The sequence below is a fragment of the Pseudomonas sp. Xaverov 83 genome, assembly GCF_019352905.1.
In the GTDB taxonomy this organism is placed as follows: Bacteria; Pseudomonadota; Gammaproteobacteria; order Pseudomonadales; family Pseudomonadaceae; genus Aquipseudomonas; species Aquipseudomonas yamanorum.
Genome location: NZ_JAAAFU010000097.1, coordinates 47,017 through 72,155, shown reverse-complemented (window position 1 = coordinate 72,155; position 25,139 = coordinate 47,017). Strand labels below are relative to the sequence as shown.

Here is a 25,139-nt window from a genome sequence, read left to right as displayed (position 1 = left end):
TGAACCGCCATGAAGAAAAATAAAACCAAACTGGTCGCACTTGACGACACCGATCTCGCCATCCTCGCTTTGCTGCAGGAAGACGCGAGTATCTCCAACGCCGAACTCAGCGAGCGCCTGTCACTGAGCCTCACGCCGTGCTGGAGACGGCGTAAGCGGCTGGAGGAAGAAGGCGTGATCAAGGACTACCAGGCCAACCTCGATCGCAAGATGCTGGGCCTGGAAATCATGGCGTTTGTGCACGTGCGGTTTGCGGTGCATTCCGACCATACGCCGGAAGATTTTGAGGCAGTAATCAAGGAACTGCCTCAGGTGCAGGCGTGCCACAAAATCACCGGGGATGCGGATTATCTGTTGCAGGTGTTGGCGGAGGATCTGGATGCGTACAGCGATTTTTTGGAGAGCGTGTTGCGGCGGCAGTTGGGGATTGCGTCGATTCAGTCGAGTTTGGCGTTGAAGGAGGTGAAGGCGACGAGTCGGGTGGCGATTCCGGCGGCAGACCGGAATCGAACATAACGCCTCGACGCAAAGGCAGCTAACGGCTAGCGCAGGGACTGCTGCAGGAACTCACTGATCCAGCTGATTACCTGCTGCTGAATCTGCGGCTTGGGACGAGCCCCCTTGGCATCCAGGCAGATAAAGCCTTCACCGGGGTCGCTCTGTTCAATCCGCTCCACCGCGCCCGGCTTGCAGAGGGGCAGGAAGCTGAAGTGCGTGGCATCGCTGATTTCCACGTAGCGCGAAGTCTTCTGTGGCAGGCGTTTGGCCAAGTCGGCCGACTCCAGCGCTGCGGGCAACTCCGGGGACGGCGTACCCGCCGCAATCACCAGTGTTGGGCGGTTCAGCGCCGCGAGGCTTTCATCGCTGAAGCCACGGGCGAAGCCAAGATCCAGGGAAACGATGGCGGCCACACGCTTATCGCTCAAGTCCTCGGCCAGGCGCTGTTTGGCCTGCTCCGTGCGACCCACCTCGATCAGGTCGTACGCCTTGCAAGGGGCGATCTCGGAATGCACCTTGCAGTCCTCGGTAAAGCGCTGCGGGTCAAAGCGTGCGCCGCCAACTTCCATCGCGGTCCAGCCGCCGAGTGAGTGCCCCACCACGGCGATCTTGTGCTCGGCCACCGCGCCAAAGCGTTTTGGCTGTGCGATCACGGCATCAATCACCCGATGGATATCAAGGGGACGTTTCCATAGTTCGGAGGCCGCGGGCTGGGTGCGGTCCTTGCTGGTGGTGCCGGGGTGGTTGGGCGAGGCAACGATGTAACCCTGCCCGGCCAACGCACTGGCGAGCCACGACTGGTTGATCCAGTTGCCGAAAATGCCGTGGGAGATCACCACCAGCGGGTGTTCGCCAGCAGCCGGCGCGGCGTCCTTCAAGGCGGGTGCGCCGACAAACACCGGATTGTCAGCAATCAGTTCTGGTGTGCCGGAAGCATGGGTCGGGTACCACACCGCCACCTGCAATGGCCTGCCGTGTTCCGCGTCGGGAATCACTATTTCCTGGAAGCCTATCCAAACCTCATTGGCCTGGGCCAGGGTGGTTACAACCGTCAACAACAGCGCAGCACACAGCGTTTTCATCCTTGAGTTCCCTAAGTGGCTAAGCGCCATATTCTTGCACAGTATCGACAGCCCTGCGTCCATGACAGTAACCTGCTTCACCAATAAGGAAAGCCGCGTATACAGGGAGGCAGCATGGGCATTTGGGATCGTCTGTTTGGCGGGCGCTTTACCATGCCACCGCCCGAGGAAACCAACGCCAGCCATGCCGCCATCATGCGAGAGATGCGCCCTCCCGAATTCGCGCAGCAGAAGCAGGCGCTCAAAACACTGACCCAAACGCTGCTGGCCCGTGCGCCGGAAGAGGAAAGCGCCAGGCTGGTACGGCGAGTGCTGCGCCAGTACTCCGTCCGGCAAGACGCAGTCACTGCACTGTCGTTGGGTTTGCTTGAAGACACCCGCGGACAGAAACTCGACTACCTGACGCTGCTGGCTGTCGATTGGCGTGGGTATGACAGCTTTGAATACCTCGCGCCCTACCTGGCAAGCGCCAGCGGCGTGCAAGAACCTTACGTCTACGTGCATGACGGCAAGTCATCAATGGCTGAGGTGCTGGAACGTTTCGACCAATGGCTGGCTCGATTCGGCAAGCGTTACGTCCACCTGGACTCGGGAGATGACGATTTTCAGGGCTTTATCATCGATGCTGAACAGGTCGACGCAACCATCGAGCTGGCGCGTGTCGCCGGTATCAACGCCAGTCTTGAGAATTTCTGATTTCAGGTAAATATCCATGTCCATCACCGATAACCTGCTGGCCTTTACCTTCGCCGCCACACTGCTGACGCTGACCCCAGGGCTGGACACGGCCCTGGTGCTGCGCACCGCCACCGTCGAGGGCAAGCAACAAGCGCTGCGCGCCACCCTGGGCATCAACGCCGGCTGTTTGTTATGGGGTGCTGCGGTTGCCTTTGGGCTGGGCGCGTTGATTGCCGTGTCCGAGGTGGCCTTCAACGTCTTGAAGTATTGCGGCGCGGCTTACCTGGCCTGGCTGGGCCTGAACATGCTGTTGCGCCCGCGCAGCTCGCTGGCACCCGTCGAGGCCGATGGGAAACCCGGCGCCAACTGGTTTTTGAAGGGCATGATGGGCAACGTGCTCAACCCCAAGATCGGGATTTTCTACGTGTCTTTCCTGCCGCAGTTCATTCCCCAGGGGCATTCCCTGGTGGTGTGGACGTTCGGCCTGGTGAGCATCCATGTGGTGATCAGCCTGATCTGGTCACTGATACTGATTGGCGCCACGCAGCCTTTGGCCGGTGTGCTGCGGCGCGAAAAGGTCATCAAGTGGATGGACCGCACCACCGGCATGATCTTTGTGCTGTTCGCGGCCCGGCTGGCGTTCAGCAAGCGCTGAGGTCAGTGCCGGCCCCGGTGCCGCACCAGACCTTCGAGGGTGAACCGCGCCTGCATCAGCACCACCTCCCGCACCAATTCCATTTCCTTCTGGTTCACTTCAGTCCAGTTCAAAGCTGATAGCAGCTTGGGTTTCTGCACCCGAAACGCCAGGCCCTGGGTGAACAGCGCCATGGAGTGAATCACCGTGCGCTCGTCGTCAACGGCAAGGCCCGCCAGGCGCGCGATCAGCAGGCGGATCACGTTGGCGATGCGCGCCTTGAAGCGTTCCTCGAAAGCCATGGTCGCGCTTTCGGGGCACAGTCCAGCCTGATGACGATCAAGAAACGCTCGCCACGCAGTAGTCTGGGGACTGTCCTGGATCGTGGAAACCACTGCGCCCAGGATGCCCAATGAGGCTTCGATCAACCCTTGATCATTAGCGCCGTCTTCCGCCAATGCGCTTTCGGCCGCTTCAACAGTGGGCGCCATTTTCCGCCATAACAGCGTGATCAAATGCTCGACGCATTCCAGGTAGACGCCTTCCTTGCCGTCGAAGTAGTACTGGATCGCTGGCGCATTGACCCCGGCGGCATTCGCGATGTCCCGGGTGGACGCACCGTCGTAGCCGCGCTCGCCAAAGACCACGACGGCAGCCTCGACAATACGTGCACGGGTTTCTTCACCCCGCTGATAACCCCCTTCGGCGGCCGGTTTGTGTCGTGCCATGGGTAACTCCATTTTTTTAACGTAACCAAAATATACCAGTTGACAAATTTTCGCGAAAAAACGAATTTATTCCAACTGATATAAAACTGGAGTGACTTGATGTCCGCTGCACCTCCCTCTTCTCAGGTCATTCCTGAAACCACCGTCAACGGCCAACGCGGCAAAGCCCGACGGATTCTGCTGAGTCTCGCCGGCGTGGCGCTGTTGGCCGGGCTGGCGTGGGGCGCCTGGTGGTGGCTCACCGGGCGCTTTATCGAGACCACCGACGACGCTTACCTGCAAGCCGACAGCATCAGCGTCGCCCCCAAAATCAATGGCTACGTCGCCGAGGTGTTGGTGGCGGATAACCAGAACGTGAGGCGCGGCGACGTGCTGGTGCGCCTGGACGCCCGCAAATACCAAGCGGTGAGTGACGAAGCCTCGGCGACGATTGCCGCCCGCGAGGCCGACTTTGCCAAGGCCCAGGCCGACCTGGTGCAACAGGACTCGACCATCGCCGAGGCGCGCGCCCAACTCCAAGGCGCCCAAGCCGACGCCCAGCACGCTCAAACCGAAGTCGCGCGTTATGCACCCTTGGCGCGCTCAGGAGCCGAGCCGGAAGAGCGCCTGGCGCAGCTCAATAACCAACTCGCCCAAGCCCGCAGCACCGTGGCCGCCAAGCAGGCCGCATTGCGCTCCAGCCAAACCCGCTACGGCACCCTCGAAGCCCAGCTCAAGCAAGCCCAGGCGCAACTCGGCGTGGCCAAGGCCAGTGAAGCGCAAAGCCAGCTGGATGTGGACGACGCGGTGATCCGCAGCCCCCTCGATGGTCGCGTGGCTGACCGTGGTGTGCGTGTCGGCCAATACGTGCAGCCGGGCACGCGCCTGTTGACGGTAGTGCCAGTCAGCGCGATCTACCTGACCGCCAACTACAAGGAAACCCAGATCGGCGAGATGCGCGCCGGGCAGACCGTCACCGTGCATGTGGATGCACTGCCCGGCCATGCCATCCAGGGCCATATCGACAGCCTCTCCCCTGGCACGGGCGCACAGTTCGCGTTGCTGCCGCCGTCGAACGCCACCGGCAACTTCACCAAGATCGTGCAGCGCGTGCCAGTACGGATTTCCCTGGATGTACCGGATGACGACGTTCGCCAGGCACTGGTGCCCGGCTTGTCCGCCACCGTAGACGTCGACACTCGCACCCACACGGCAGACGCCAACCATGGCTGAAGCCATCTTGACCGAGGTGCCCGCGGACAAACCGCGCGACGCCTCGCTGACGGACTGGATCGCGGTCGCCGCCGGCTCGCTGGGGGCGTTGCTGGCGACCCTGGACATCTCGATCACCAACTCGGCGCTCCCGCAAATACAGGGCCAGATCGGCGCAACGGGCACGGAAGGCACGTGGATCGCCACGGGTTACCTGATGTCGGAGATCGTCATGATCCCCCTCGCCGCCTGGCTGACGCGGGTATTCGGCCTGCGCCGATTCCTGATCGGCACCGCGTTGATGTTCACGTTCTTCTCGATGTTCTGCGGGCTGTCGTCGAGCCTCGGCGCGATGATTGCCGGGCGCATCGGCCAAGGCTTTGCCGGCGGTGCAATGATCCCGACCGCGCAGACCATCGTGCGCACCCGCCTCCCCGCCCACCAGTTGGCAATCGGCACCACAATGTTTGGCATGACCGTGATCCTCGGCCCACTGTTGGGCCCGGTGATTGGCGGATGGCTCACGGAAAACATCAACTGGCGCTGGTGCTTCTTCATCAACCTGCCTGTCAGCATCACCTTGATCACCCTGCTGATCACCGGCCTGCCCAGCGAGCGCATGAACCTTCAGCAATTCATCAAGGCCGACTGGCTGGGCATCATTGGCCTGGCCATGGGCTTGAGCTCACTCACCGTGGTGCTGGAAGAAGGCCAGCGTGAACACTGGTTCGACTCGCAGTTGATCATCGGGTTAAGCATCACGATGGTGATCGGTTTCTTCCTGATCGCCGTCGGGCAAGTCCGCTCGAGCACGCCGATCCTGCGCCTGCAACTGGTGCTCAACCGCAGCTTTGGCAGCGTGCTGCTGATTGCCACGGCGGTCGGCGCCGGGTTGTATGGCACGGCGTATCTGGTGCCGCAGTTCCTCGGGATCTTGTCCGGCTACAACGCGCAACAGTCAGGTTCAATCATGCTGCTGTCGGGGATTCCGGCGTTTTTGCTGATGCCGATTCTGCCGAGAATGCTTGGCCGCCTGGACCTCAGGATGATGGTCGGCGTGGGTCTGTTGATGTACTGGGCCAGCTGTTTTCTCGACACCCAGCTCACCGCCCAGAGCGTCGGCCATGATTTTTACTGGTCGCAGATACTGCGGGGCTTCGGGCAGATCCTGGTGATGATGCCCCTCAGTCAGCTGTCCATGCGCTCGGTGGAAACCCGCGATGCGGGCGATGCCGCCGGGCTCTACAACATGTCGCGCAACCTCGGCGGCACCTTGGGGCTGGCGCTGCTCGGCGTACTGATGGACCGGCGCAGCCACTTCCATGACGACATGCTGCGCGAAGGCATCCAGGCCAACACCCAGTTGACCCAGGACCAGATGGCGAGCAACACCGCCAGCTACCTGGCGCAAAGCGGCGACCCGTCTACCGCCTCGCTGCAAGCCCTCAGCCACCTGGCCAACGACATCGCCCAACAAGCGGCGGTGATGGCCTATAACGACGCGTTCTACGTGCTGGGACTCGCCATGCTGGCGTGCCTTCCCCTGATCTTCATCCTGAAAAAGCGCGCGGCGCAGGCAGGCCAACGAACATGATTTATCGCTCACTTCCCCTGCTCTTCACCGTCGGCCTGCTGGCGGCCTGTACTGTGGGGCCGGACTACCATGGCGCACCGGATGCCGCGCCAAGAACCCTGGCGGCCGGGCGCTTGCCTCACGCAGGCAGCGAGTCGAGTACGCCGGGTGTCGCCCAATGGTGGCAGACCCTCGGCGATCCGCAACTCAATCAACTGGTGGCCCAGGCGCTGCAAAACAGCCCGGACATGGCGACTGCCCAGGCCCGACTCAAGCAATCGCGGGCCAGCCTGAGTGGCGCCAATGCCAACGCCCTGCCCAAGGTCACCGGCGATGCGGCGATGCTCAAGCTGCGCTCCCCCGACACCTCGGCGCTGGGTGGCAACAGTGGCGGCGGCCGCGGGCCATTGAGCCTTTACCTCGCCGGCTTTGATGCCAGCTGGGAAGCCGACCTGTTTGGCGGCACCCGGCGTGCCATCGAGGCGGCCCAGGCGGAAAACGACGCTTCGCAGGCGCAACTGGCCGATGCCCAGGTGCAGTTGGCGGCCGAGGTGGTGCAGACCTACGCCGACCTGCGCGACCAACAGGCACGCCTCGCCTTGGTGGACGCCAGTGTCGATATCGAGCAGCAGGCGCTGGACTTGACCCAGCAACGGCGCAGCCGTGGTGTGGCCTCACAGTTGCAACTGGAGCAGGTACTGACCCAGGCAGAAAATACCCGGGCCCAGCGACTGCCGTTGCAAGCCTCCATTGTCGAGGCCGTGGATCAACTGAACCTGCTCTGCGGCCTGGAACCGGGCGAGCTGGACGCACAGCTCAGCACGCCCCGCGCCCTGCCCGCCATCCCGAGCCAGGTGCCGTTTGCCGACCCGGCGGCGATCCTGAAAGCACGGCCTGACATCCGCGTCGCCGAGCGCCAGCTGGCCTCCAGCAACGCGCAGATCGGTGAGAAAACCGCCGACTGGTTTCCCAAGCTCAGCCTGATGGGTGACTTGTCGTTCTCGGCGGCCGACCCCGGGCACCTGGCGCGCAAGGACAGCGGCACCTGGCTGCTATTGCCGCGTTTGACCTGGAACGCACTGGATTTCGGCCGGGTGGCGGCCAGTGTCAAAGGCGCCGAAGCCGGGCGCGATGAGGCCCTCGCGCATTACAAAAGTGTGGTGTTGAGTGCGTTGCGTGATGCGGATGTGGCGTTGGCCCGGTATGGCAACCAGCGGCAGAACGTGGTGCTGCTGCGTAATGTGGAGTCTTCGGCGGTACGGGCTGCGGACCTGACGCGCCAGCGTTATAAAGCAGGCACGGCGAGCACGCTGGATTGGCTGGATGCGGAACGTACGCGGTACCAGGCGCAGGAAAGCCGGATTTCCGGGGATGCGGCGTTGCTCAAGGACTTTGCGTCGTTGCACAAGGCGCTGGGGTTGGGTTGGACTCTGTAACGCGTCAGGACAACGCTAAACCCTGTGGGAGCTGGCTTGCCTGCGATGGCATCAACTGGGTGTACCAGATACACCGAGTTGCCTGCATCGTAGGCAAGCCAGCTCCCACAAGGGTTCCTCACTAGCAGGTTAGCGCGCCGTATTGGCCCGCGCCGCGTGCAGCTTCTTGTAGCTGTCGATCAACCGCAGGTGCCGATCCAGCCCTTCCAGCTTCATGCTCGTCGGCGTCAAACCATAGAACCGCACGCTACCATTCACCGACCCTATCGCCGCATCCATCCGCTCGTTGCCAAACATGCGGCGGAAGTTCACTTCGTAGTCCGCCAGTTCCAGGTCTTCGTCCAGCTCCATCTCCAGCACCGCATTCACGGCCTGGTAGAACAAGCCACGCTCGACCGTGTTGTCGTTGTACTGCTGGAACATTTCCACCAGTTCCTTGGCCTCTTCAAACTGCTGCAAGGCCAGGTAAATCAGCAGCTTCAATTCCAGAATCGTCAGCTGACCCCACGCCGTGTTGTCATCAAATTCGATGCCGATCAAGGTGGTGATGTCGGTGTAGTCGTCCAGCTCGCTTTCCACCAGACGCTCAACCAGACCCTTCAATTCAGCCTCATCAAGGCGATGCAGGTTCAGGATGTCTTCGCGGAAAAACAGCGCCTTGTTGGTGTTGTCCCAGATCAGATCGTCGATCGGATAGATCTCGGAATAGTCCGGCACCAGGATGCGGCAGGCGGTCGCGCCGATGTGCTCGTACACCGCCATGTACACTTCCTTGCCCATGCCTTCGAGGATGCCGAACAAGGTTGCCGCCTCTTCGGCGTTGGAGTTTTCACCCTGGCCGGAGAAGTCCCACTCGACGAACTCGTAATCCGACTTGGAGCTGAAGAAGCGCCACGACACCACGCCGCTGGAGTCAATGAAGTGCTCGACAAAGTTGTTCGGCTCAGTCACCGCGTGGCCTTCAAACGTCGGCTGCGGCAAGTCGTTCAAGCCTTCGAAGCTGCGGCCTTGCAGCAGTTCCGTCAGGCTGCGTTCCAGCGCCACTTCCAGGCTTGGGTGCGCGCCGAACGAAGCAAATACGCCGCCGGTGCGCGGGTTCATCAAGGTTACGCACATCACTGGGAATTCACCGCCCAGGGACGCATCCTTCACCAGTACCGGAAAGCCTTGGGCTTCCAGGCCCTGAATACCGGCCAGGATGCCCGGGAACTTCGCCAGCACTTCCTGCGGTACATCCGGCAGCGCGAATTCGCCTTCGATGATTTCGCGTTTTACCGCACGCTCGAAGATTTCCGACAGGCACTGCACCTGCGCTTCAGCCAAGGTGTTACCGGCACTCATGCCGTTGCTGAGGTACAGGTTCTCGATCAGGTTGGACGGGAAATACACCACCTCGCCGTCGGACTGGCGCACGAACGGCAGCGAAACAATGCCGCGCTCCTCGTTGCCGGAGTTGGTGTCGTACAGGTGCGAGCCACGCAGCTCGCCATCGCGGTTGTAGATATGCAGGCAATGGGCGTCGAGAATCTCCGGCGGCAGTTCGTCCTTGCGGCCGGGCTTGAACCAGCGCTCATCCGGGTAATGCACGAAGGGCGCATTGGCGATGTCTTCGCCCCAGAACTGGTCGTTGTAGAAGAAGTTGCAGTTCAGCCGCTCGATAAACTCGCCCAACGCCGACGCCAGCGCGCCTTCCTTGGTCGCGCCCTTGCCGTTGGTAAAGCACATTGGCGAGTGCGCATCGCGGATATGCAGCGACCACACGTTGGGCACGATATTGCGCCACGAAGCGATTTCAATCTTCATGCCCAGGCCCGCCAGAATGGCCGACATGTTGGCGATGGTTGTTTCCAGCGGCAGGTCCTTGCCCGCGATGTAGGTGCCCGCATCCGACGCCGCGCTTGGCATCAGCAATGCCTGGGCATCGGCATCCAGGTTTTCCACTTCCTCGATCACAAACTCCGGCCCGGCCTGCACCACTTTCTTCACGGTGCAACGGTCGATGGAACGCAGGATGCCCTGGCGGTCTTTATCAGAGATATCCGCCGGCAGCTCTACCTGGATCTTGAAGATCTGGTTGTAGCGGTTTTCCGGGTCGACAATGTTGTTCTGGGACAGGCGAATGTTGTCGGTGGGGATGTTGCGGGTTTCGCAGTACAACTTCACAAAGTAAGCCGCACACAACGCCGACGAAGCCAGGAAGTAATCGAACGGACCCGGGGCCGAGCCATCGCCTTTGTAGCGAATAGGCTGGTCGGCCACCACGGTGAAGTCGTCGAACTTGGCTTCAAGTCGAAGGTTGTCGAGAAAATTGACCTTGATTTCCATGCGGGTTTACCAGAATAGCGAGCAAAATATGGCCGCCATTATCCGGGTTTCGAGGCGTAAGTCTTGTGCTTTCGGGCCTGTCTGTCGCTGGCGGTTGAGATCAGCTGTGCTGAAAGTCCGCAATCTGCTGCCACATCGCGATCGGGTTGGAGTACATCGGGAAGTGCCCGCACTGCGCAATCGGCGCCAGCCGCACGCCCTGCGCCTGGATATGCGCCAGGTACGACAGGTGTGCATTCTGCTCGCCGTACATGAACAGGCGCGGGCATTCCAGGCCGAGGAACTTGCCCATCAGGTCGGCGTTATCGGACAGCTCGACCATGGACTGGAAAATCCCCCGCACCGCACCGGCGCGCACCTTGTGCCTCAGGCTCGCCGAATACAGCGCGCTGGCGTAGGCCGGTGCCTGGCGAGTGCGCTCGATAAAAGCGCTGAAGAACGCCTCGGGATCATCTGCCGGGTAGTCGACGATCTGCCGGCTGAGGAAGCAGTCTTCCGGCGCGATATTGCCTTCGATATCGACAAAGCTCAGCACCCTGCCCGGGAACTGGTGCGCCAGCATCAGAGCGGTGAGCCCGCCCATGGAGTGGCCTACCAGATGGAAGCGCTCGATGTTGAAGTGGTCAAGCACTTGCGTGGCGGTTTGCAGCAGAAACGGGATCGAGATCTTCGACAGGTCGCTGCACTGGCTTTCACCGCAGCCAGGGGCGTCGTAGGCCACAAACGGGTGACCGTCGAATGCAGGTTGCTGGACGATGTCGGCGTAGTCTTCCTTGGTGGAGCCAAAGCCATGCAGGAACACGATTGGCGCCAGGCCGCCCGCGCGGTGGATCGTTGCGATGCTCAACGGCACACCGTCGACCGTCATGGGGAGCTGTGCATGGGTGAACGGTTCGGGTAGGGACATATGGCTGACTCGTTGAAAAAAACGACCGCGCCAATCTCAAGGAGATTCAGGCCTGTGTAAATTCCTGAGTCACTAAGGCACTCATAGCCCAATCGTATGATTCAGCGCGTCATGGTCAAGGACAGCGCATTACTTCTTAACCGGCGCATCCCAGCACTCCGGGTTACGTGCGCACACGTTGTATTGTCGGTCCATCAAGGCCATGCGATTGATATGCGCATCGGCAGCGGCGCGCAGCAATTGCTCGCTGGTCTTTATGTACTGCGACAGTCTATCGGCCATGCGGGCGTTCCACTGACGCCGCGTCTGCTCATTCAGCGTCGTAGGCGCCGTGGCCATGACTTGCAGCGTGCTGTCATCGACTCGGCTCAATTCGTCACGATACGTCTGCTCGTACTGCACACGGGCGGCGTCATGCTGGTGATTGAGGTCGTACTGCATCGCTTCAAGGTTTTGTTTGTAGAGTGCCCAGTAACCGTCAGGCAGTGCGCCGCCGTCTGCTTTGCGTAGTTTGGCGATGCGCGCATCGTTATCAGAGGCCGCGAGAACCGGCTTTTGCGATGAGATCACCACCGGGTCCCTGACGATGATCTGGTCGATCAGCGCAGTACGGACGCTGGTCTGCGCCAGCGGCTGGCCCAGGGGTTCAAGATCAAAGGGCGCCGCCGGTGCGACAGTAACCTGAGGGTTTGCACAGCCTGAAAGCAACAGCGCTAAGGCGAGATGGGTAAAAACGAGGACGTTACGAAATGGCATAAGCTCTCCATGAGCAGGTCAGGTTCAGGTTGAAACGTGTTTACTCTATCACCGCCACCGCCTCGGCAAACTGCGCATCGCTGACATCAGGGTTACCGCCAGCACCGCGAAAATCCCGCAACGCCTGCTCAAAATACGCACCCCGGATCTGGCCCTCGGACCCTACAAACGCCAACGCGTCATTCTTGGCTGAAAGAAAGCTGCCGGGACGGGTGGTCAGTTCCGAAGTCAGCAAGGTGAAGGTGGAGAACTTCAGGCATGACCACCCAAGCGGATCGTCGCCAAAGGAGACACCGTCTTTAGCCTCGGCAACGCTGCAACCGAGCAACAGGCCTAATCCCGCCAACCCGATCACTCCTCGAAAAATCCTCACGCGCGCTTCCTTCCTTGAAATGGCTAGTTACATCGGGGCGCAAGGCTACCCATCCCGCACGGTACACACAACTTTAAGGCGCTACCCCGCACTCAACCCCCACAACACATCCAGCACATGTTGCGTTGGCCGCTCGATGTCCCCGGCGCGGTGGGCAATCCCCAGTTGGCGCCACAGCAAGGGCTGGATTGGACGCATCACGATCCGGCTGTCAGGCAAAGGCGTGCTCGCTTCATGGGGCAACAACGTAGCGCCATAACCGGCAGCCACCAGGCTTTTGATTGCGTCGTTATAGTTGAGTTGAATACGCGGCGTGGGCTGATGCCCGTCACTGGCGAACCACTCCGAAGTCAGGCGTGAAAGCCGGGTGGTGGTGTCATTCAGAATCAAGGGCTGGGCGGCCAGCCAAGCAGGTGTCACCACTTCCGGGCATTCCCGGCGCGCCGGCAAAAACGCCATGACCGGATCCCGCCGCCAGGGCTCGATGCGCAAACCCTTCACTGGCGCCTGCGGCAGCGCCACCAGGCCAATTTCGAGTGCGCCTTCGGCAAGTTTCTTCAGCGTGTCCTGCGAGGTGAGCACTGCAACCTGCACATCGATGGCAGGATGGTGTTGGCTCAACGTCTCGAGGGCTTGCGGCAGCAACTGTGCGATGGCCCCGGTCGAGGCGCCAAGACGCACACGTCCAGCCAGGCCCTGCACCTGCCGCTCCACGTCTTCAAGCGCCTGTTCCGCATCCGCCAACAACCGGCGTGCACGCTCCACCAGGGTTTCGCCAATCGCCGAAGGCTGAACCCGCCCACGGGTACGCGACAACAGCTTGCCGCCCACTCGCGACTCAAGATCAGCAATGTGCAGGCTGACCGTCGGTGGCGCGAGGTTCAGCATGCGGGCCGCCTCGGCGAACGAACCAAGGTCGGCAATCGCCACGAGTGTGCGCAGGCGGTCCAGGCTGATTTCGCGCATGGGTCAATCCTTATTCAGAAAACCTGAACTTCATCGTTTGGAAATTCAACTTTTCCTATCCTAGCGGCTCGCCGAAGATTGGAACACCTGATTTCCTCTGCGAGTGCATCCCATGGCAAATCCTCTTGTATTTATCGACGGCGACCAAGGCACCACCGGGTTGCAGATCCATCAGCGCCTGCGCGACCGCGCCGATCTGCAACTGATCACCCTGAGCCCGGAACACCGCAAGGACCCGCAGCAGCGCGCCGAGATGATCAATGCTTGCGACATCGCGATTCTCTGCTTGCCCGATGACGCCGCACGCGACGCCGTCGCCAGCATCCAGAACCCGGCTGTGCGGGTGATCGACGCGAGTTCGGCCCACCGTACTCACCCTGACTGGACCTACGGTTTCGCCGAAATGAGCCCGCAACAGGCGCAACGCATTGCCACGGCGCAGCGGGTCAGCAATCCCGGTTGCTACCCCACCGGAGCGATCGGACTGTTGCGCCCCTTGCTTGAGGCCGGGCTGCTGCCAAAGGACTACCCGACGACCATTCATGCCGTGTCGGGTTATTCCGGCAAGGGCCGCGCCGGGGTGCAGGAACATGAGGGCGCGGATGCTTCACAAGCGCCCGCCTTCCTGGTGTATGGGCTCGGGCTGGCACACAAGCATGTGCCGGAGATTCAGTTGCAAAGCGGGCTGACGGAAAGGCCCATGTTTGTGCCGGCCTACGGGGCGTTCCGCCAGGGCATCGTACTGACCATTCCGCTGCAACTGCGGCTGTTGGCCCCGGGCGTGGACGCGACACGCTTGCATGCCTGCCTGACGCAGCACTACAGCGATACGAATCACGTCCAGGTGCTGTCGATGCAGGCCGCCAAAGAACTGACCTACCTCGATCCTCAAGCGCTGAACGGCACGGACGATGTGCGTTTGATCGTGTGTGAAAACTACGAGACGGGCCAGGTCCTGCTGGCGGCGGTGTTCGACAACCTCGGCAAGGGCGCTGCGGGTGCTGCCGTGCAAAACCTGGACTTGATGATCAAGCACAGACCTTAGCAATGAAGGCTCTCAAGTCCGCCAGCATCAACGCCGGCTGCTCCCAGGCCGCAAAGTGACCGCCGGCGGGCATCTCGCTCCAGTGCACGATGTTGAAGGTCTTTTCGGCAAATGAGCGTGGCGGCGGCACGAACACCGGGTCACGAAAGGCGGCAAATCCGGTCGGCACCTGGATGCGGGTGCCAGCCGGGAATCTCGATGAGCCCTCCAGGCGTTTGCCGTGGTACATCCAGGTCGCGGTGACCATGGAAGACGGCGCGAGATACAGCATGATGTTGGTGAGCAGATGCTCTTCGGTAAAGGTGTGCCAGAGGTCCGGACTGCCATCAGCGGTCCTGGGCAGATCGGCCCATGTACCGATTTTTTCGAGAATCCAGCCCGCGGCGCCCACCGGGCTATCAGCCAGCGCGACGCCCAGGGTTTGCGGACGGGTTTCCTGCTGGTGGTTGTAGCCGGTTTCCCAGTCGATCAGCACTTTACGCCGGGCGACGAAAGCCTCCTCCTCAGCCGTGGTTGCAACGGTGCCCTTGGCCAGCAGGTCGGCCATATTCAGGTGAATTCCCAATAACGCCTCAGGCCGATCATGGGCCATCCAGCCCGCGATGCCTGAACCCCAGTCTCCGCCCTGAACGATGAAGCGGGATGGCCCGAACAAACGAACCATCAGCCCGTGCATCAGTTCGGCAGCCCGGCGCGGCCCCATTACGCCGGTGATCGGCTTGGAAAACGCAAACCCCGGAAGCGACGGCACGATCATATCGTGTCCGTCAGCCGCCAGCGGCTCAAGCAACGCCTCGAACTCCAGGTACGAACCTGGCCAGCCGTGGAGCAACAGAACCGGCGGCTTGGAACCGTCCCCCCGCACATGGAGGAAATGCAGATGCTCGCCCTCAATTTCGGTGATGAAGTTGGGTAGTTGATTCAGATGTTTTTCGACCTGGCGCCAGTCGTAGGACTCAAGCCAGTAACGGGTCAGGCGCTTGAGGTCGCTGACGCCTACACCCGACTTCCACCCGCCCAGATCGGGAAGTTGGGTCCAATCGTAGGCGGCGACTTTGTCGCGGATGGCGGCAAGACGTTCGTCGGGGATGTTGATGGTGTAGGGCAAGATCATGGGGGGCTCCTGGTGAGTTTCCATGGACGCTGCCAGCGCACTCCATCACGACTCCGGGACTAGCTCGACATAGCTGGACTCCCCGCCGCCCGTCGCGCCTGACAACCAACCCCATACGAAGGCCAGGGTGGTCCGCCCGGTGTGATCAACGCTTACCGTGCCCCGCGACCAACCGGCCAGAATCTCGCCCTCTGTGGTCAGGCACTGATAAAGCAGCTCAATTGTATCGGGCCCTGTGGCGCGCCCGACCTGATTACCCATACGAATCCGGCCACCCTGGTAAGTTCCCCAGATGGCATTGGCGTCAACATGGTAATCAAACACGGTGCCTGTACCGGACAGTCCATGGGTGTTGCCCGCTACGACAAATCGGCGATTGTTCAGGCGTTCGCTGATTTGGGAAAAGGCGGTTGGCATATGAAGGCGCTTCCTTGGTCGACAGGGTCCGTTCCCTGGGTGGTCAACCTACCGCATATGGCTTTAACCGGTCATGCAAAACCTGCACAATTGCGGGCTTTTCCGCGACAGGACGCCCCTCATGCAACGCATCGTGATTCTCGGCAATGCCGGCAGCGGAAAATCCACCCTCGCCCGGGCCCTCGGCGAACGTCTGAGCCTGCCCGTGGTGCACCTCGACACCTTGTTCTGGTCGCCCGGCTGGGTCGAGCCCGATGCCGAGCAGTTCCGAACGCGGGTTCGCAACGCAGTCGCACCCGATGGATGGGTCTGCGAGGGCAACTACGCTCGACGCACGTTCGACCTGCGCCTGCCCCGGGCCGACCTGATCATCTGGCTCGACACGCCACGGCTCACCTGCTTCGGCCGGGTGATCCTGCGCAGTGTGCTGAACCGCCCGCGCCCGGACATTCCCGCAGGCTGTACCGAGAAACTCGACCGGGAGTTCCTGACGTTCCTGAAGTACGTGTGGACGTTTGATCGCAGCTACCGGCCCAGTATCGAGGCGGTGCGCCTGGCAGCAGGTCCGTTGGTGCCCGTGGTGCACTTGCGCGGTGGCCAGCAGATCGCCGAATTCCTCGACGGTTTGCCCGCAGCCTCTGCAGGCTGCTTTGAATAGATGGAGCAGGATATGAAAGAGCAAGGAGAAAAGCGCGTCGTGGTCATTGGCGCAGGCATCGTCGGCGCTTCCCTGGCGTATCACCTTGCCGTCAAAGGTGCGAGCGTGACCTTGGTCGAGGCTGCAGAAGTCGCCTCCGGCGTGACGGCCACTTCATTTGCCTGGATCACCACTTCACACCGAGGGCCGGACCCGATCGCCGCCTTGCGTGGTGAGGCCGTCAACGACTATCACCGTCTTGAAACCCAACTGCCGGGCCTGAACATTCGTTGGACAGGCGCCCTGTCTTACGGCGCGAACTCAAGGGCGTTGCAGCAACCTTCGGCGCACCGGTTGTCGCGCTCGCAGATTCTCGACCTTGAGCCCAACCTGAGAAACCCTCCCGAACATGCCCTGTATGTCGCCGAAGAAGGCGCCCTGGATGCGGTGCACGCCACCCATACGTTGGTCGCTGGCGCCCAGACGCTAGGGGCGAAGGTACTCACACAGACCCGGGTTCTCGGCTTCAAAACCGCGAATGGCCGGGTGACGGGCGTCGAAACCGCCAAGGGCATCATCGATGCCGACGTTGTGGTAATGGCCGCCGGGACGGGCATCTCAACGCTGGCAGACATGCTTGGGGCGCCCCTTCCCATACACGCGTCGCCCTCCATTTTCATCCGCTACACCGCGCAATCCAACCTGGTGCAGACACTTATCTCCAGCCCGGAAATGGAAGTCAGGCAAGCGGCCGACGGTACGTTGCTGGCGGCAGAGGATTACCTGGGCGATGCCGTGGAAAACCAGCCGATGGCGATCGCGCTACGCACGGCCAACGCCATTCGGCACGAGTTCCATGGCGTTGATTCGATTGAGCCGCAGTTGGCGTGTATCGGACTCAGGCCCATCCCCGCAGACAGCATCCCCATCATTGGTTATCTACCCAACGTCAAGGACGTGTACGTATGTGTGATGCACCCTGGGGTTGCGCTGGCCGCAATAGTGGGCCGTCTTGCCAGTGAAGAAATCACTGATGGCAAGACCTGCGCCGCTTTCGGGCCATGTCGTCCTGACAGGTTTTTTCAACGGTAGGGGCTTGTTGGCACCCGTTCCCGCGCGCTACCTGAAGATGCCCTATCTAGATCTCAGGTACCGATAAAGCGTCTGCCGACTGATCTCAAAATCACGTGCCAATTTAGATTTACTTTCTCCAGCACCGGCCCGGTCAATTAGATTTACAACCTGATTGTCAGACAGTTTCTTCTTGCGGCCCTTGTACATCCCCCGGACCTTTGCAGTAGCAATGCCTGCCGCCTGTTTTTCCCTCATCGCCGCGCGCTCGAATTCTGCAATCAGCTCCATCACCGCAATGATGGACTCCACAACTTCAAGGCAGTCATGCCGGAAAATCAGGTTTTCGTTCAAGCACTCCAGCGTGACCTGCTTTTCAATCAGCCGGCGAATGAGTGTGCACAGCTGCTCCGTACTGGAGGTGAGCGAGGCCATGCTGTCCACTACCACGGTATCTCCACACTGCAGGTAGCGAAGTAGCCTTTCCTGGCCCGCGGGATTCGCGGCATTGTCTGCCGGCTCATCGCAAAACACGGCATCAAATACATCATCGCTCGTTATTGTCTCTATAGCGCCCTCGGACGCTTGTAGAGAACGCCGAAAATATTTGATGCGATGCAATCTCATGGTGCCTCCTTGGCAATACTTGTACAGAGTCTTTTTATACTTGTACAAACTGTAACTAAATTATCAAACCCTTACACCGATACTTGTAACACTGACCCCACCCAAAATACACAGTTGCAAAGAGTTGAACTTGCCTTATCATTTTGAAGCTTGGAATTCTAACAAGCTTTTCGCAAAAAAGTCGATTTCATATTTCTTGGATGACGCAAGTAATTCAAGCAGGCGAATATGAATAACTACTGTTTTATAGCTCAAACAATTGACTTGACCGGCTTGACGCGGCTGGTAATTTCCCATGCAATCAGAGGATGAATGGATGAAGGTCTTGGAAAACGCCATCGAAATTGATCACCCAACTACCGATCAGGAAAAGATTGATAAGGCAACTCGGAGCATTACGGACCATGGAAACTACCTGCGAAAGCGTTATCCGATCCTGCAGCACCAGAATGCGCTGGGCGCGGGTGTCATGGCGTTCTCCCTGATAGGGATGGTCATTACGGGAGGGCTCTATATAAAGGGTTTTATCCCCGCATGGATGTGTATTCTGGTCAATGCGCTGCTGACTTCGTTCATTCATGAAATCGAACACGACCTGATTCATCGCCTTTATTTTAGAAAACAACCGCTGGCCCATAATGCCATGATGCTCTTCTGCTGGCTGGCACGCCCGGGTATGCCCAGCCCGTGGCTAAGACGTACTCTGCACTTTCATCACCATAAGGAGTCCGGAACTGATTCTGATGTTGAAGCCTGGATCACCACGAGCGGCAGCCCTTGGGGAATACTGCGATTATTGAAACTGGTGGACGGATTTGTATTTGGTTTTCTAAATGCGATTTTTGCCCCGGGATGGCGGCAAAAGGTAAAATTGTTAGGCAAGATTATTCGGCTCAATACACCATTCGGGCTTCTGTATTGGGGGTGCTGGTATGTGTTCCTCGGCTACCACCTGTATGTCTGGTCAGGGTCAATGATTGGGATGGAGGTTCATAGCTCTGCCACGACGCTGGAATTAATGGATATCGTTAATAGCGCAGTAGTTATTCTTATAGCGCCCAATATGATACGGCAGTTCTGCCTATTTTTTATAAGTTCAAACATGCACTATTACGGCGATGTTGCCCCGCGTAACGCATTACAACAAACCCAGGTGATGAACCCTTGGTGGCTGTGGCCCTTCCAGTTGTTCTGTTTCAACTTTGGCAGCACCCACAGCATCCATCACTTCGTGGTGAGAGACCCGTTTTATCTGCGTCAGATGACGGCACCTTATGCTCATAAAGTCATGGCCCAGGCCGGTGTCAGGTTCAATGACTTCGGCACCTACAAGCGAGCGAACCGCTTCTCCGTGGAGCACTCCCAAACTCGGTCTCGTGGGTGAATTCCCCGACAACCATTATCGGTGTTCGGCAAGTATCAAGGGCCACACTTTAAATACGAGGACGTTGAGGTATGAAAGCGCAAGGGATGTGTGCGAAGCAGTTTGAAGCGGTCAAGCAGGCCTTCGAGGACATGTTTGATGATCCGCAGGAACGTGGGGCCGGCCTATGCGTGCAGGTAGGCGCAGAGACCGTTGTCGACCTCTGGGCGGGCATGGCGGATCTGGCAGGCACGAAGCCCTGGACCCGCGATACGCTGGCCAATACCTTTTGCGTTATAAAACCCTACGTCGCGGTGGCCGTCCTGATGTTGGTCGAGAACGGCAAGTTGGAGCTGGATGCGCCCGTGGCCCGTTACTGGCCTGAATTCGCCCAGGGCGGGAAAGCACGGGTCACCTTGCGCCAGGTGATGAACCACACCGCAGGCCTGCCGGCGCTGCGAGCACCCGACCATAACCCCATGATGTATGACTGGGAACATATGCTGCGGGTGCTGGAGGCCGAGCCGCTTTGGTGGGAAGCGGGAACAGACCTGGGGTACGGCACCACCACGTTTGGCTGGATTCTCGGTGAATTGATTCGTCGGGTGGACGGACGCGATCCCTGTGTGTTTATCCACGAAGAGATTCTGGATCCCCATGAGTTGGACGTGCACCTTGGCGTGGACGAAGAACACTTTCATCGTATCGCGCGTTTCGACAGTGCCACGGGACGGGTCGGTGATCCTTACTCGCAGGCATTGCGAACCGTGGTGAAAAACGAGCCGTCGCATATCGCGACACTCGCCTTCACCAACCCCGGAATGGTGCCCAGACGAACCAGTGACCCGCGCTGGTGGGCCTACCGGCAACCCGCCGTGTGTGGACACGGTTCAGCTCACGGCCTGGCCGGTTTCTACAGTGCATTGATGTCGGGAAACTTTATCGGTCCCGAACTGCTTCGTGAGTTCACTCGAGAGCACAGTCATGGCATGGATCGGGTATGGATGCGCCCCATGCGTTATGGATTGGGTTGCATGCTCGAGCAGCAACGCGACCCGACGGCTTCCCATGCGATGGGCCCAAACACCTTTGGCCATATCGGGCTTGGTGGCCCGATCAGTTTCGCTGATCCCGAAAAACAAGTGAGCTTCGGTTTTGTCACCACGACTTCGGGCAGCCATTCGATGATTGATCCACGCCCACGCCGACTTTCATCCCTTGTCTATGCGGCGCTTTGAGAGGCAAGGGGCGGATCTGTTCATCTGAGGCTTTCAAGGGGGCGCAATACTGCCGAATGCAACGCAGCAAGTTTGTGGCAAAACACAAGTTGCTGATGGCAAACCGAAACCTTCCCCTCCCGGCCAACAATGAGTCATTGGCTTATGAACGAAGGCTGGTACAACGACGACATGATTTATTTATAAATAAATTCATACGCCTCGATATAAGAACCTATCTTGTTTGAATGAGCAGTCACCCACACTGCATTCATGCCTTTCTTTCTTTGATCGTTGAATTCCGACTGAGTGGTACAAAGCTCAACCCAGCGTTCAGTCTTTAAATCCTTAATCCGCAGACCCGCCTCACAACGACTGAACTTTCCAACGTAGGGCCCCGGAGCAACCAGCTCGTAAGGTGACGCATACTGAACAATGTCGCCGGGCAACAGGTACGTAACGACGTCATAACTGTGCAAGGACAAAATCAGACCCAGGCAAAAACCACCAAAAAAAGATTCTCCAACACGGTTCGGGTTTCTTACAGCCGGACGATAGTAGGTGGCCCTTGCAGCAAAAAAGAGTCCAACCAGACAACCAATGACTATATAGGTCGTCCACTCGGGAATCGATGGCATTAAAACCGTTCGCATTACAATGCGACCGGCCCAGAGCATATAAGCAATCCATGCTCCAAATACCAGACACACCACCAACAACAAGGTTCTTTTCTTTGATTTGTTTTCAAATGAAGGATATTCCATTCCCTGCCTACTCTATTTTTAATTCCCGGGAAAAGCGCTTCGTGCTTCACGCCAACTTCCTTTACCCGATTGGCATGCCGGGCATATTAACGAATGAGCGTCATGGTGACCGATCTATTTACCCACGACTCACAGACATGCCCAGAGCACCATCGGTTCTACCCATCAGCGCAAATTGTTCAACCGCCTCACATCCCTTATCCTCGTGGCCTTACCTGCCAACGCCCGCCGGAGCCCTCATGGACCTCGCCACCCTCACCCTCTTCCTCCCGGCCTGCTTCGCCCTGAACATGGCGCCCGGCCCGAACAACCTGCTGTCCGTAAGCAACTCCACCCGCTACGGCTACCGTACTTCGTGCCTGGCGGGCGTCGGGCGCTTGTTGGCCTTTGCCGGGATGATCGCCCTCGCGTCCGCCGGGCTGGCGGTGGTGTTGCAAACCTCCGAGTTGTTGTTTTACGGGATCAAGATCCTGGGGGCGGCGTATCTGTTTTATCTGGCGTATCAACTGTGGCGGGCCAATCCGCAGGCGGAGGCTGAGTCGACAGCGCCCAAGGCAGGTTTGTGGGCATTGGCAAGACAGGAGTTCCTGGTGGCCGCCGGCAATCCCAAGGCGATCCTGATTTTTACCGCCTTCCTGCCGCAATTCGTCGACCCGGCACAGCCGATCACACCGCAATTCGCCCTGCTGGGGGCGATGTTCCTGGCCCTGGAATGGGTCGCCATCAGCGCCTACGCCTACATGGGTTTGCATATGCGCCGCTGGTTCGCGCAGCCTCGGGGCAAGCGGATTTTCAACCGGTGCTGTGCGGGGTTGTTGTCGGCCGCCGCGACGGTATTGCTGATGGCGCGCAAGGCCTGAGCACTGCGAAAAACTGGCCAAAACGCTTACAATCGCCGTCTCACCGCAACTCAGGCAGGCCAGTTCGCCCATGGCGCTCGACCCCATCACCATACTGGTCCTCACCATTGCCCTGGCAGGCGCCGCCGCGCTGTACCTGGCGGTCGAGTGGCGCAACGTTCGCGAACCATCACTGCTGTACTGGACCGCCGGTTTCGCCATCATCAGCGTGGGCAGCACCCTGGCGCTGCTGCGGGCCAGCGGCCTGCTGTTGATCGGCATCTGGTTCGCCAACGGGCTGCTGATCACCGCGCATTGGCTGTTCCTGTTGGGCGTTGCGCGTTTTACTCAGGTGCGCCTGTCTCGCGCCTGGTACCTGATCTTCGTGGGCTGGTTTGCCATGCTGCTGTTGCCGGAAGGACAGTCGTGGTCCAAGGCCATGCTGCTGGCCAACTCGCTGCTGGTTGCCCTGCCGACCCTGCGGGCCAGTTTCCTGCTGCGGCCCCATGGCCGGTCACTCAGCGTGGGCGCGGTGCAGCTGCGTTATGTGCTGCTGGCCCACGGGCTGTTTTATCTGGCCAAGTCGCTGGTGGCGATCGTGCCGGGTACGCTGATCGACCTGACGGCGTTTCGTGGCGAGATTATTCAGGTGTCGCTGGTGGAAGGCGCCATGGCGATCATGCTGATTGCGTTGTCGATGACCGGCACCGAGCGCTATCGCCGTGAGGAACAGATTGCACGATTGGCCGCCCGCGATCCGTTGACGGCGTTGTACAACCGCCGCGCCCTTGAAGTGCGAGCACCAAGCCTGCTGAGCAAGGTCTCGCAGGCCCGGCCAGGTGCCCTGCTGTTGATCGACATCGACAATTTCAAGCTGATCAACGACCTGTACGGCCATACCGCAGGCGACCGGCTGCTGGTGGCGCTGAGCGAGATGATCCGCGCGCAGTTGCCCGATGATTCGCTGGCGGCGCGGTTGGGCGGTGATGAATTCGTGATCCTGCTCAACAACACCTCGAACGCGCGCATTGTCGAGCTGGGCAGCGCCCTGCGTGAAGAGTTTCATCAAACCGCCTCACAGGCGTTCGCCACGCCCGAGGCGGTGACATTGAGCATCGGCGCCAGCCTGTTCGACGCGCCGCCCGCGAGCCTTGCCGCCTTGATCGAGCAAGGCGACGCAGCGCTTTATGAATCCAAGCGCGGTGGACGCAACCGTATTCGTCTGGTGGACCGGACTGCGGTGAGCGCTGATTGACTCAATCGGCGCGTCAACCTTTAAGCGCCGCCTCAATCCCCGCGACATCAATCTTGGTCATTCCCATCATCGCGTCAAACGCCCGCTTGGCTGCTGCAGGGTCGGGATTAGTGATCGCCGCGCTCAGCACCCTCGGGGTAATCTGCCAACGCACGCCCCATTTATCCTGACACCAGCCGCAGACATTTTCCTGGCCGCCATGGCTGACAATTGCGTGCCACAAGCGGTCGGTTTCCGCCTGGTCGTCGGTGGCCACCTGAAACGAGAACGCCTCGTTGTGCTGCACGCCAGAGCCGCCGTTCAGCCCCAGGCAAGGAATACCCATGACCGTGAACTCCACGGTCAGGACATCGCCCTGTTTGCCGGCGGGATAATCACCGGGCGCATGATGGACTGCGGTCACTGCGCTGTTCGGGAAGGTCTTGGCGTAGAAGTTGGCAGCGTCCAATGCGCGGCCGTCGTACCAAAGGCACACCGTGTTTTTGCTGAGCATGAGTGTTCTCCAGCGTGGAGGTTCGGACTTGCAGTGTAGTACCGCTACCGACAAGAATGCGTTCGCGTCCTGACACGCCCCCGCTTTAACCCCAACGGTGCAGATAATGAGTAACGGTGTAAGGATTGACCCGCGAACAGTCCCCGTCCCGCAATCCATCAGCCCCGAGGCCCAGGCGATGTTGCGTCGCGCGGTGAATGACGAGGGCGTACCGCTGAACAGCCTGTACACCCTGCCCGCCGCCGATGACCACGATGGCTGGCGACGCATGCAAGCCGCAGTCGCCCAACAGTACGCAGCGTCACAGGTGGGACAGACGGCAGAACACGTTGAGACATTCACCGTGGAAGACGCCACCGTGTACCGGGCGACACCGTCATACGGGGCGGAGTTCGCCTATATCGACCTGCACGGCGGCGCGCTGGTGTTCGGCGGCGGCGAAAACGCCCGCCTCGCCGCCGGCAAACACGCTGACCTGCACAACGTGACCTGCTACGGCGTGGACTACCGCATGCCGCCTGACCACCCATACCCGGCGGCACTCGATGACTGCATGGCCACCTACCGGCACGTACTGGCGCATCACACCCCGGACAAGATCGTGATCGGCGGCCGCTCGGCCGGGGGCAACCTTGCCGCCGCCACGGTGCTGCGGGCCCGCGACGAAGGCTTGCCGCTGCCGGCCGCGCTGGTATTGCTGTCCCCCGAAGTGGACCTGACCGAATCGGGCGACAGTTTCCAGGTCAACCGCACCGTCGACGTGGTGTTGCCCAACCCGCTGATGAGCACCAACCTGCTGTACGCCGCTGGCGCGGACTTGTCTCATCCGTACCTGTCGCCTCTGTTTGGAGATTTCGCTGCGGGCTTCCCGCCGACGTTCGTGCAAAGCGGCACCCGCGATCTGTTCCTCTCCAACGCTGTGCGCCTGCATCGCGCACTGCGACGGGCCGAGGTGCCGGTGGATCTGCATATTTTTGAAGCAATGCCCCACGGCGGTTTCATGGGCGCGCCGGAAGACGCAGAACTGTCGGCGGAACAGGTACGTTTCGTGCGCCACTGGCTGAACCGCGCCTGATCGCTGTGAGTTGACACACCCTGTAATAATCCATAAAGATGGGCGCATTCTTCAGGGTGTGTCCTCAATGTCTGC

The 25,139-nt window shown here is 60.0% G+C and carries 26 protein-coding genes; 14 read left to right on the top strand and 12 right to left on the bottom strand.

Features of this window, described 5'->3' with window-relative positions; all coding sequences use genetic code 11:
• Positions 1-9: 9 nt before the first annotated feature.
• Positions 10-516 (top strand): Lrp/AsnC family transcriptional regulator, encoded by a 507-nt coding sequence (locus tag K0H47_RS30475; RefSeq protein ID WP_219274176.1) that lies wholly within the window; start codon positions 10-12, stop codon positions 514-516.
• Between the two features lie 26 nt (positions 517-542).
• Here K0H47_RS30475 and K0H47_RS30470 read toward each other — a convergent pair whose 3' ends face one another.
• Positions 543-1,580: an alpha/beta fold hydrolase gene (locus K0H47_RS30470; protein ID WP_219274174.1), complete on the bottom strand. Its 1,038-nt coding sequence runs from the start codon at positions 1,578-1,580 to the stop codon at positions 543-545.
• 114 nt (positions 1,581-1,694) lie between these two features.
• On the opposite strand from K0H47_RS30470, the gene K0H47_RS30465 reads away from it, so the two are divergent.
• Both K0H47_RS30465 and K0H47_RS30460 read left to right on the top strand, forming a co-directional pair.
• A complete protein-coding gene (locus K0H47_RS30465) occupies positions 1,695-2,276 on the top strand; it encodes a hypothetical protein (RefSeq protein WP_177026090.1) in 582 nt (193 codons plus the stop codon).
• 16 nt (positions 2,277-2,292) lie between these two features.
• Positions 2,293-2,913 carry a LysE family translocator gene (locus K0H47_RS30460; RefSeq protein WP_219274172.1) on the top strand — a complete coding sequence of 207 codons (621 nt, stop codon included), beginning with the start codon at positions 2,293-2,295 and terminating at the stop codon, positions 2,911-2,913.
• A 2-nt stretch (positions 2,914-2,915) separates the two neighbouring features.
• On the opposite strand, the gene K0H47_RS30455 is transcribed toward K0H47_RS30460, so the two are convergent.
• Positions 2,916-3,620 (bottom strand): CerR family C-terminal domain-containing protein, encoded by a 705-nt coding sequence (locus tag K0H47_RS30455; protein WP_017475540.1) that lies wholly within the window; start codon positions 3,618-3,620, stop codon positions 2,916-2,918.
• Positions 3,621-3,719: 99 nt separating this feature from the next.
• Between K0H47_RS30455 and K0H47_RS30450 the strand changes: the two genes are divergently transcribed.
• Genes K0H47_RS30450 through K0H47_RS30440 form a run of 3 tightly spaced genes read left to right on the top strand, consistent with a single transcriptional unit; the run spans position 3,720 to position 7,820 of the window.
• Positions 3,720-4,832 carry an HlyD family secretion protein gene (locus tag K0H47_RS30450; RefSeq protein WP_177026091.1) on the top strand — a complete coding sequence of 371 codons (1,113 nt, stop codon included), beginning with the start codon at positions 3,720-3,722 and terminating at the stop codon, positions 4,830-4,832.
• Positions 4,825-6,405, top strand: a complete 1,581-nt coding sequence (locus K0H47_RS30445; protein WP_063029720.1) for a DHA2 family efflux MFS transporter permease subunit — start codon at positions 4,825-4,827, stop codon at positions 6,403-6,405. The genes K0H47_RS30450 and K0H47_RS30445 overlap by 8 nt, the downstream gene beginning before the upstream one ends.
• On the top strand, positions 6,402-7,820 hold the full coding sequence (locus K0H47_RS30440) for an efflux transporter outer membrane subunit (protein ID WP_219274171.1): 1,419 nt from the start codon (positions 6,402-6,404) through the stop codon (positions 7,818-7,820). Before K0H47_RS30445 ends, K0H47_RS30440 begins: the two co-directional genes overlap by 4 nt.
• 129 nt (positions 7,821-7,949) lie before the next feature.
• On the opposite strand, the gene K0H47_RS30435 is transcribed toward K0H47_RS30440, so the two are convergent.
• From K0H47_RS30435 to K0H47_RS30415, 5 genes are all read right to left on the bottom strand, one after another.
• On the bottom strand, positions 7,950-10,145 hold the full coding sequence (locus K0H47_RS30435; RefSeq protein WP_093209537.1) for an OsmC domain/YcaO domain-containing protein: 2,196 nt from the start codon (positions 10,143-10,145) through the stop codon (positions 7,950-7,952).
• 100 nt (positions 10,146-10,245) lie between these two features.
• Entirely contained in the window at positions 10,246-11,052 is an 807-nt protein-coding gene (locus K0H47_RS30430) for an alpha/beta fold hydrolase (protein ID WP_063029714.1), read from the bottom strand.
• A gap of 129 nt (positions 11,053-11,181) precedes the next feature.
• A complete protein-coding gene (locus K0H47_RS30425; protein ID WP_219274169.1) occupies positions 11,182-11,808 on the bottom strand; it encodes a hypothetical protein in 627 nt (208 codons plus the stop codon).
• Positions 11,809-11,848: 40 nt separating this feature from the next.
• Positions 11,849-12,181, bottom strand: coding sequence for a DUF2388 domain-containing protein (locus tag K0H47_RS30420; RefSeq protein ID WP_374106799.1), 333 nt, complete (start codon positions 12,179-12,181; stop codon positions 11,849-11,851).
• 81 nt (positions 12,182-12,262) lie between these two features.
• Positions 12,263-13,147 carry a LysR family transcriptional regulator gene (locus K0H47_RS30415; RefSeq protein ID WP_063029709.1) on the bottom strand — a complete coding sequence of 295 codons (885 nt, stop codon included), beginning with the start codon at positions 13,145-13,147 and terminating at the stop codon, positions 12,263-12,265.
• 112 nt (positions 13,148-13,259) lie between these two features.
• Here K0H47_RS30415 and argC point away from each other — a divergent pair, with 112 nt between their 5' ends.
• Positions 13,260-14,192 carry an N-acetyl-gamma-glutamyl-phosphate reductase gene (gene argC, locus K0H47_RS30410; RefSeq protein ID WP_219274167.1) on the top strand — a complete coding sequence of 311 codons (933 nt, stop codon included), beginning with the start codon at positions 13,260-13,262 and terminating at the stop codon, positions 14,190-14,192.
• Here argC and K0H47_RS30405 read toward each other — a convergent pair.
• Both K0H47_RS30405 and K0H47_RS30400 read right to left on the bottom strand, forming a co-directional pair.
• Positions 14,176-15,306 (bottom strand): epoxide hydrolase family protein, encoded by a 1,131-nt coding sequence (locus K0H47_RS30405; protein ID WP_219274165.1) that lies wholly within the window; start codon positions 15,304-15,306, stop codon positions 14,176-14,178. The two genes, argC and K0H47_RS30405, sit on opposite strands and share 17 nt — an antisense overlap.
• Before the next feature lie 45 nt (positions 15,307-15,351).
• Positions 15,352-15,723, bottom strand: coding sequence for a hypothetical protein (locus tag K0H47_RS30400; RefSeq protein ID WP_063029703.1), 372 nt, complete (start codon positions 15,721-15,723; stop codon positions 15,352-15,354).
• Positions 15,724-15,844: 121 nt separating this feature from the next.
• On the opposite strand from K0H47_RS30400, the gene K0H47_RS30395 reads away from it, so the two are divergent.
• Both K0H47_RS30395 and K0H47_RS30390 read left to right on the top strand, forming a co-directional pair.
• Positions 15,845-16,381: an AAA family ATPase gene (locus K0H47_RS30395; protein ID WP_201141968.1), complete on the top strand. Its 537-nt coding sequence runs from the start codon at positions 15,845-15,847 to the stop codon at positions 16,379-16,381.
• A 12-nt stretch (positions 16,382-16,393) separates the two neighbouring features.
• The gene (locus K0H47_RS30390; protein WP_219274164.1) at positions 16,394-17,452 is read left to right on the top strand and encodes an FAD-binding oxidoreductase; all 1,059 of its coding nucleotides are present in this window, start codon (positions 16,394-16,396) and stop codon (positions 17,450-17,452) included.
• A gap of 42 nt (positions 17,453-17,494) precedes the next feature.
• Here the strand turns inward: K0H47_RS30390 and K0H47_RS30385 are convergent, their stop codons facing one another.
• Positions 17,495-18,058 (bottom strand): recombinase family protein, encoded by a 564-nt coding sequence (locus tag K0H47_RS30385; RefSeq protein WP_201141972.1) that lies wholly within the window; start codon positions 18,056-18,058, stop codon positions 17,495-17,497.
• A 316-nt stretch (positions 18,059-18,374) separates the two neighbouring features.
• On the opposite strand from K0H47_RS30385, the gene K0H47_RS30380 reads away from it, so the two are divergent.
• The gene (locus K0H47_RS30380; protein WP_219274243.1) at positions 18,375-19,442 is read left to right on the top strand and encodes a fatty acid desaturase; all 1,068 of its coding nucleotides are present in this window, start codon (positions 18,375-18,377) and stop codon (positions 19,440-19,442) included.
• A 71-nt stretch (positions 19,443-19,513) separates the two neighbouring features.
• A complete protein-coding gene (locus K0H47_RS30375) occupies positions 19,514-20,659 on the top strand; it encodes a serine hydrolase domain-containing protein (protein ID WP_219274162.1) in 1,146 nt (381 codons plus the stop codon).
• Positions 20,660-20,835: 176 nt separating this feature from the next.
• Here K0H47_RS30375 and K0H47_RS30370 read toward each other — a convergent pair whose 3' ends face one another.
• Positions 20,836-21,402, bottom strand: a complete 567-nt coding sequence (locus K0H47_RS30370) for a hypothetical protein (RefSeq protein ID WP_219274160.1) — start codon at positions 21,400-21,402, stop codon at positions 20,836-20,838.
• A 239-nt stretch (positions 21,403-21,641) separates the two neighbouring features.
• Between K0H47_RS30370 and K0H47_RS30365 the strand changes: the two genes are divergently transcribed.
• Positions 21,642-22,262 (top strand): LysE family translocator, encoded by a 621-nt coding sequence (locus tag K0H47_RS30365; protein ID WP_177026104.1) that lies wholly within the window; start codon positions 21,642-21,644, stop codon positions 22,260-22,262.
• 70 nt (positions 22,263-22,332) lie between these two features.
• A complete protein-coding gene (locus K0H47_RS30360; RefSeq protein ID WP_219274158.1) occupies positions 22,333-23,496 on the top strand; it encodes a GGDEF domain-containing protein in 1,164 nt (387 codons plus the stop codon).
• A 13-nt stretch (positions 23,497-23,509) separates the two neighbouring features.
• Here K0H47_RS30360 and K0H47_RS30355 read toward each other — a convergent pair whose 3' ends face one another.
• Positions 23,510-23,989: a VOC family protein gene (locus K0H47_RS30355; protein WP_219274156.1), complete on the bottom strand. Its 480-nt coding sequence runs from the start codon at positions 23,987-23,989 to the stop codon at positions 23,510-23,512.
• A gap of 106 nt (positions 23,990-24,095) precedes the next feature.
• Here K0H47_RS30355 and K0H47_RS30350 point away from each other — a divergent pair, with 106 nt between their 5' ends.
• Complete coding sequence (locus K0H47_RS30350; protein WP_219274154.1) at positions 24,096-25,064, top strand: alpha/beta hydrolase; 969 nt, start codon at positions 24,096-24,098, stop codon at positions 25,062-25,064.
• Positions 25,065-25,139 lie beyond the last annotated feature (75 nt).

Bases quoted from the DNA above. Each gene is read 5' to 3' on its own strand.
- K0H47_RS30475 (WP_219274176.1), top strand. From the start codon at position 10: ATGAAGAAAAATAAAACCAAACTGGTCGCACTTGACGACACCGATCTC.
- K0H47_RS30470 (WP_219274174.1), bottom strand. From the start codon at position 1,580: ATGAAAACGCTGTGTGCTGCGCTGTTGTTGACGGTTGTAACCACCCTG.
- K0H47_RS30465 (WP_177026090.1), top strand. From the start codon at position 1,695: ATGGGCATTTGGGATCGTCTGTTTGGCGGGCGCTTTACCATGCCACCG.
- K0H47_RS30460 (WP_219274172.1), top strand. From the start codon at position 2,293: ATGTCCATCACCGATAACCTGCTGGCCTTTACCTTCGCCGCCACACTG.
- K0H47_RS30455 (WP_017475540.1), bottom strand. From the start codon at position 3,620: ATGGCACGACACAAACCGGCCGCCGAAGGGGGTTATCAGCGGGGTGAA.
- K0H47_RS30450 (WP_177026091.1), top strand. From the start codon at position 3,720: ATGTCCGCTGCACCTCCCTCTTCTCAGGTCATTCCTGAAACCACCGTC.
- K0H47_RS30445 (WP_063029720.1), top strand. From the start codon at position 4,825: ATGGCTGAAGCCATCTTGACCGAGGTGCCCGCGGACAAACCGCGCGAC.
- K0H47_RS30440 (WP_219274171.1), top strand. From the start codon at position 6,402: ATGATTTATCGCTCACTTCCCCTGCTCTTCACCGTCGGCCTGCTGGCG.
- K0H47_RS30435 (WP_093209537.1), bottom strand. From the start codon at position 10,145: ATGGAAATCAAGGTCAATTTTCTCGACAACCTTCGACTTGAAGCCAAG.
- K0H47_RS30430 (WP_063029714.1), bottom strand. From the start codon at position 11,052: ATGTCCCTACCCGAACCGTTCACCCATGCACAGCTCCCCATGACGGTC.
- K0H47_RS30425 (WP_219274169.1), bottom strand. From the start codon at position 11,808: ATGCCATTTCGTAACGTCCTCGTTTTTACCCATCTCGCCTTAGCGCTG.
- K0H47_RS30415 (WP_063029709.1), bottom strand. From the start codon at position 13,147: ATGCGCGAAATCAGCCTGGACCGCCTGCGCACACTCGTGGCGATTGCC.
- argC (WP_219274167.1), top strand. From the start codon at position 13,260: ATGGCAAATCCTCTTGTATTTATCGACGGCGACCAAGGCACCACCGGG.
- K0H47_RS30405 (WP_219274165.1), bottom strand. From the start codon at position 15,306: ATGATCTTGCCCTACACCATCAACATCCCCGACGAACGTCTTGCCGCC.
- K0H47_RS30400 (WP_063029703.1), bottom strand. From the start codon at position 15,723: ATGCCAACCGCCTTTTCCCAAATCAGCGAACGCCTGAACAATCGCCGA.
- K0H47_RS30395 (WP_201141968.1), top strand. From the start codon at position 15,845: ATGCAACGCATCGTGATTCTCGGCAATGCCGGCAGCGGAAAATCCACC.
- K0H47_RS30390 (WP_219274164.1), top strand. From the start codon at position 16,394: ATGAAAGAGCAAGGAGAAAAGCGCGTCGTGGTCATTGGCGCAGGCATC.
- K0H47_RS30385 (WP_201141972.1), bottom strand. From the start codon at position 18,058: ATGAGATTGCATCGCATCAAATATTTTCGGCGTTCTCTACAAGCGTCC.
- K0H47_RS30380 (WP_219274243.1), top strand. From the start codon at position 18,375: ATGAAGGTCTTGGAAAACGCCATCGAAATTGATCACCCAACTACCGAT.
- K0H47_RS30375 (WP_219274162.1), top strand. From the start codon at position 19,514: ATGAAAGCGCAAGGGATGTGTGCGAAGCAGTTTGAAGCGGTCAAGCAG.
- K0H47_RS30370 (WP_219274160.1), bottom strand. From the start codon at position 21,402: ATGGAATATCCTTCATTTGAAAACAAATCAAAGAAAAGAACCTTGTTG.
- K0H47_RS30365 (WP_177026104.1), top strand. From the start codon at position 21,642: ATGGACCTCGCCACCCTCACCCTCTTCCTCCCGGCCTGCTTCGCCCTG.
- K0H47_RS30360 (WP_219274158.1), top strand. From the start codon at position 22,333: ATGGCGCTCGACCCCATCACCATACTGGTCCTCACCATTGCCCTGGCA.
- K0H47_RS30355 (WP_219274156.1), bottom strand. From the start codon at position 23,989: ATGCTCAGCAAAAACACGGTGTGCCTTTGGTACGACGGCCGCGCATTG.
- K0H47_RS30350 (WP_219274154.1), top strand. From the start codon at position 24,096: ATGAGTAACGGTGTAAGGATTGACCCGCGAACAGTCCCCGTCCCGCAA.